3 rRNA genes are annotated in these 5,320 nt (G+C 59.2%); all 3 read right to left on the bottom strand.

Going from position 1 to position 5,320, the window contains the following annotated elements:
* Positions 1–116: ribosomal RNA gene (rrf, locus tag FYJ31_RS12350) — 5S ribosomal RNA — on the bottom strand; the annotation flags it as partial.
* 169 nt (positions 117–285) lie between these two features.
* Positions 286–3,353 (bottom strand): 23S ribosomal RNA (locus tag FYJ31_RS12345).
* Between the two features lie 438 nt (positions 3,354–3,791).
* Positions 3,792–5,316 (bottom strand): 16S ribosomal RNA (locus tag FYJ31_RS12340).
* Positions 5,317–5,320 lie beyond the last annotated feature (4 nt).

Below are 5,320 nucleotides of genomic sequence, written 5' to 3'. Positions count from 1 at the left end.
TGCGGCGGCGTGCTACTCTCCCACACCCTGTCGGGTGCAGTACCATCGCCGTGCCAGGCCTTAGCTTCCGGGTTCGGAATGGGACCGGGCGTCTCACCTGGGCCATGGCCGCCGCAAATCTTCTCTTATACGGTCAGACACTGGGGTCTGCCGGCCTTGTGGCGGCCTGGGAACCGGACAGGGGACGCGAATGCCGTTGATGTTTCGTCTTGTGGCCAGACAATGCTCATTGCCGTCTGGTGTCGTTTGCAGGAGGATGATGCGCTCCCCGAACAGATCGGGGAATGAGTGTTGCCTTTCGTCCGTTAGTACCGGTCGGCTCCACCCCTCGCGGGGCTTCCACGTCCGGCCTATCGACCACGTGTTCTGCATGGGGACTACAGCAGCTCGAGGCTGCACGGAATGCTTATCTTGGAGCAGGCTTCCCGCTTAGATGCTTTCAGCGGTTATCCCTTCCGAACGTAGCCAACCGGCCGTGCCACTGGCGTGACAACCGGCATACCAGAGGTTCGTCCACCCAGGTCCTCTCGTACTATGGGCAGGCCTCCTCAACATTCCAACGAGCGCAGAGGATAGAGACCAAACTGTCTCACGACGTTCTGAACCCAGCTCGCGTGCCGCTTTAATCGGCGAACAGCCGAACCCTTGGGACCTGCTCCAGCCCCAGGATGCGACGAGCCGACATCGAGGTGCCAAACCATCCCGTCGATATGGACTCTTGGGAATGATCAGCCTGTTATCCCCGGGGTACCTTTTATCCGTTGAGCGATGCCGCGTCCGTACACCGGCACCGGATCACTAGTCCCGACTTTCGTCCCTGCTCGGACCGTCGTCCTCGCAGTCAAGCCCGCTTGTGCACTTGCACTCGCCACCCGATTGCCAACCGGGCTGAGCGGACCTTTGGGCGCCTCCGTTACTCTTTGGGAGGCAACCGCCCCAGTTAAACTACCCGCCAGGCACTGTCCCTGACCAGGATGACTGGTCGAGGTTAGACATCCAATGCGAACAGAGCGGTATTTCACCTTGCGGCTCCACACTGGCTGGCGCCAACGCTTCGAAGCCTCCCGCCTATGCTACACAATCCACACCGAATGCCAATACCAAGGTATAGTAAAGGTCCCGGGGTCTTTTCGTCCTTCTGCGCTTAACGAGCATCTTTACTCGTACTGCAATTTCGCCGAGCTCCTGGTCGAGACAGTGGGGAAGTCGTTACGCCATTCGTGCAGGTCGGAACTTACCCGACAAGGAATTTCGCTACCTTAGGATGGTTATAGTTACCACCGCCGTTTACCGGGGCTTGAATTCACCGCTTCACCCGAAGGCTGACGGATCCTCTTAACCTTCCGGCACCGGGCAGGCGTCAGTGCATATACAGCGGCTTGCGCCTTCGCATGCACCTGTGTTTTTGGTAAACAGTCGCTACCCCCTGGTCTGTGCCACCCCCAAAAGCTCCCCGCGCGAGGCGGCTCACCATCGGGGGTCTCCCTTAAACCGAAGGAACGGGAGTGATTTGCCGAGTTCCTTGACCAGGATTCGCTCGATCGCTTTGGTATTCTCTACCTGACCACCAGTGTCGGTTTGGGGTACGGGCGGCTTCGAGCCTCACGCCGAAGCTTTTCTCGGCAGCCGGGATCACCGGATATCGGGCCATAAGGCCCCCACCATCGCACCTCGGACCCATGCGGGACGGATTTGCCTGTCCCACGCCCTGCGTGCTTGACCACGGAAGACCACCTCCGCGGCCGGCTACCCTTCTGCGTCACTCCTGCGCTGACCTACTACAAGGATCGGTCCCAACAGGCCAGGGCATCCCACCCCCGAAGGGGAAGTAAGCCCGGACCCGGAGGTTAGTACTCCAAGCCTCGGTTTTGGCGGCTGAAAGCCGGTACGGGAATATCGACCCGTTCATCCATTCGACTACGCCTGTCGGCCTCGCCTTAGGACCCGACTCACCCAGGGACGATGAACGTGGCCCTGGAACCCTTGGTCATCCAGCGGACGGGATCTTCACCCGTCTTTCGCTACTCATGTCTGCATTCTCACTCCCATGAAGTCCACGGACGCTTCCACGCCCGCTTCGCCCCTCATGGGACGCTCTCCTACCCAGTACCAAACGATACTGCCGCGTCTTCGGTGGTGTGCTTGAGCCCCGCTACATTGTCGGCGCGGAACCACTAGACCAGTGAGCTGTTACGCACTCTTTCAAGGATGGCTGCTTCTGAGCCAACCTCCTGGCTGTCTATGCGACTCCACATCCTTTCCCACTTAGCACACGCTTCGGGACCTTAGACGACGGTCTGGGCTGTTTCCCTTTCGACGACGAAGCTTATCCCCCGCCGACTCACTGCCGGGATACACGTCACCGGTATTCGGAGTTTGGTTGCTGTTGGTACCCGATACGGGCCCGCAAGCATCCAGTAGCTCTACCCCCGGGACGTAATGACCCGACGCTGCACCCAAATGCATTTCGGAGAGAACCAGCTATCACGGAATTTGATTGGCCTTTCACCCCTAACCCCAAGTCATCCCCCCGGTTTTCAACCCAGGTGGGTTCGGTCCTCCACACGGTCTTACCCGCGCTTCAACCTGCTCAGGGCTAGATCATCCCGCTTCGGGTCCAGGACACGCGACTTCAAACGCCTTTTAAGACTCGCCTTCGCTACGCATACCCCACACGGGTTATGCTCGCCACATGCCACTGACTCGCAGACTCATTTTTCGATAGGCACGCCGTCACCCCACGAAGAGGCTCCGACGGATTGTAGGCGCACGGTTTCAGAGACTGTTTCACTCCCCTCCCGGGGTACTTTTCACCTTTCCCTCACGGTACTCGTTCGCTATCGGTCAGACAGGAATATTCAGGCTTACCCAACGGTCCGGGCGGATTCGCACGGGGTTCCACGGGACCCGTGCTACTTGGGAGACGCGATCGGCAGACCATGCGCGTTCAGGTACGGGGCCCTCACCCTCTGCGGCCCGGTATTCAACCCGGTTCCCCTGACACATGGTTTTCTGCAACTGCCGGCCGGCCCGTCGGAGCCGGCACACGCGATCCCGCAACACCCCACACGCAACCCCCGACGGGTATCACACGCGCAAGGTTTGGCCATCATCCGCTTTCGCTCGCCACTACTCACGGAATATCCTTTCCTGCAGGTACTGAGATGTTTCACTTCCCTGCGTACCCCCCGGCCGAAGCCGGTACCGACCCATGACGGTCGGTGGGTTCCCCCATTCGGAAATCCTCGGATCAAAGCCCTGTTGGCGGCTCCCCGAGGCATATCGCAGCCTCAAACGTCCTTCATCGGTCCTGTCTGCCAAGGCATCCACCATACGCCCTTGCAAGCAACACACACCACGAGAGTGCATGGCCGCAAGATTCCTCTAGCAAATTCCCAGACGACAAATCATCACACTAAAAATGATCACAAAACGATCGAAACAAACACTAAAAAATAGAGTTCGATTCGAAATCAACAGCAAAACAAAGATTCAAAACCATTGTTTTGCTCGCGTCCACTATCCAGTTCTCAAGCCACCACGCACCGCCACGCCATCACGCCGGCACACGGCCGGCCCGCAGGCACGACGGGCATCGAATCGCGCCAGGCAAAAAGCCTGGGGTGGCGATCCGGGAGCCCAAAAGCGCATCCGCACCACCCCCGCGGAACATCCCACGACGGACGAACCGAAAGCCCATGATCTCTTCCACACCAGCAACCCGTCCACACGCGACCATCGCGCGGGAGGGTCCGCACCGGACGCCGAACGGCATCCTGTATTCTCCGTAGAAAGGAGGTGATCCAGCCGCACCTTCCGGTACGGCTACCTTGTTACGACTTAGTCCCAATCACGAGCCTCACCTTAGACGGCTCCATCCCACAAGGGGTTAGGCCACCGGCTTCGGGTGCTGCCCACTTTCATGACTTGACGGGCGGTGTGTACAAGGCCCGGGAACGCATTCACCGCGACGTTGCTGATTCGCGATTACTAGCGACTCCGCCTTCACGCAGTCGAGTTGCAGACTGCGATCCGAACTGAGACCGGTTTTCAGGGATCCGCTCCGCGTCGCCGCGTCGCATCCCGTTGTACCGGCCATTGTAGCATGCGTGAAGCCCTGGACGTAAGGGGCATGATGATCTGACGTCATCCCCACCTTCCTCCGAGTTAACCCCGGCGGTCCCCCGTGAGTTCCCGGCACAATCCGCTGGCAACACGGGGCGAGGGTTGCGCTCGTTGCGGGACTTAACCCAACATCTCACGACACGAGCTGACGACGACCATGCACCACCTGTGAACCCGCCCCGAAGGGAAACCCCATCTCTGGGATCGTCGGGAACATGTCAAGCCCAGGTAAGGTTCTTCGCGTTGCATCGAATTAATCCGCATGCTCCGCCGCTTGTGCGGGCCCCCGTCAATTTCTTTGAGTTTTAGCCTTGCGGCCGTACTCCCCAGGCGGGATGCTTAACGCGTTAGCTCCGACACGGAACCCGTGGAACGGGCCCCACATCCAGCATCCACCGTTTACGGCGTGGACTACCAGGGTATCTAATCCTGTTCGCTCCCCACGCTTTCGCTCCTCAGCGTCAGTAACGGCCCAGAGACCTGCCTTCGCCATTGGTGTTCTTCCCGATATCTACACATTCCACCGTTACACCGGGAATTCCAGTCTCCCCTACCGCACTCAAGCCCGCCCGTACCCGGCGCGGATCCACCGTTAAGCGATGGACTTTCACACCGGACGCGACGAACCGCCTACGAGCCCTTTACGCCCAATAATTCCGGATAACGCTTGCACCCTACGTATTACCGCGGCTGCTGGCACGTAGTTAGCCGGTGCTTATTCAACGGGTAAACTCACTCACGCTTGCTCCCCGATAAAAGAGGTTTACAACCCGAAGGCCTCCATCCCTCACGCGGCGTCGCTGCATCAGGCTTGCGCCCATTGTGCAATATTCCCCACTGCTGCCTCCCGTAGGAGTCTGGGCCGTATCTCAGTCCCAATGTGGCCGGTCGCCCTCTCAGGCCGGCTACCCGTCGAAGCCACGGTGGGCCGTTACCCCGCCGTCAAGCTGATAGGACGCGACCCCATCCCATACCGCGAAAGCTTTCCCAGAAGACCATGCGATCAACTGGAACATCCGGCATTACCACCCGTTTCCAGGAGCTATTCCGGTGTATGGGGCAGGTCGGTCACGCATTACTCACCCGTTCGCCACTCTCACCACCAAGCAAGCTTGATGGATCCCGTTCGACTTGCATGTGTTAAGCACGCCGCCAGCGTTCATCCTGAGCCAGAATCGAACCCTCCACAAAAAAA

The organism is Bifidobacterium sp. WCA-178-WT-4B, from assembly GCF_009696495.1.
Taxonomy (GTDB): domain Bacteria; phylum Actinomycetota; class Actinomycetes; order Actinomycetales; family Bifidobacteriaceae; genus Bifidobacterium; species Bifidobacterium infantis.
The sequence above is the reverse complement of the archived record's forward strand: the minus strand, read 5'-3'. Positions and strand labels throughout refer to the sequence as shown.